Origin of the sequence: Streptomyces iakyrus (assembly GCF_000717055.1) — a bacterium.
GTDB classification, from domain to species: Bacteria; Actinomycetota; Actinomycetes; order Streptomycetales; family Streptomycetaceae; genus Streptomyces; species Streptomyces iakyrus.
Map to the genome: position 1 here is coordinate 1 of NZ_JNXI01000142.1, position 318 is coordinate 318.

At 65.4% G+C, this 318-nt stretch carries 1 protein-coding gene; it reads left to right on the forward strand.

All coding sequences use genetic code 11. The features are described from left to right. Positions 1-318: PAS domain-containing protein (locus OO68_RS49075; RefSeq protein ID WP_033314753.1), on the forward strand; the 318-nt coding region annotated here is incomplete at both ends.

Below are 318 nucleotides of genomic sequence, written 5' to 3' on the forward strand. Positions count from 1 at the left end.
GTTCCGCCTGCTGTTCGACGGCAATCCGGTGCCGATGATCCTGTGCGCGCTCGACGGCGAACGGATCCTCGCGGTCAACGACGCCGCGATCGCGCATTATGGTTATGTGCGTGCCGAGTTCGAGAAGATGACGATCAAGAGCCTTCAGGCGTTCGACGCCGAATTGCCCTGGGCCGCCGGCCGCAGCAGCGACGAGCAGGCGGCGCGGACCTGGAAGCATGTGCGCGCGGACGGCACGCTGATCGACCTTGCGATCTATTCGCGCCAGCTGATGCACGGCGACCAGCCGGCGATGCTGCTCGCGCTGATGGACATCAC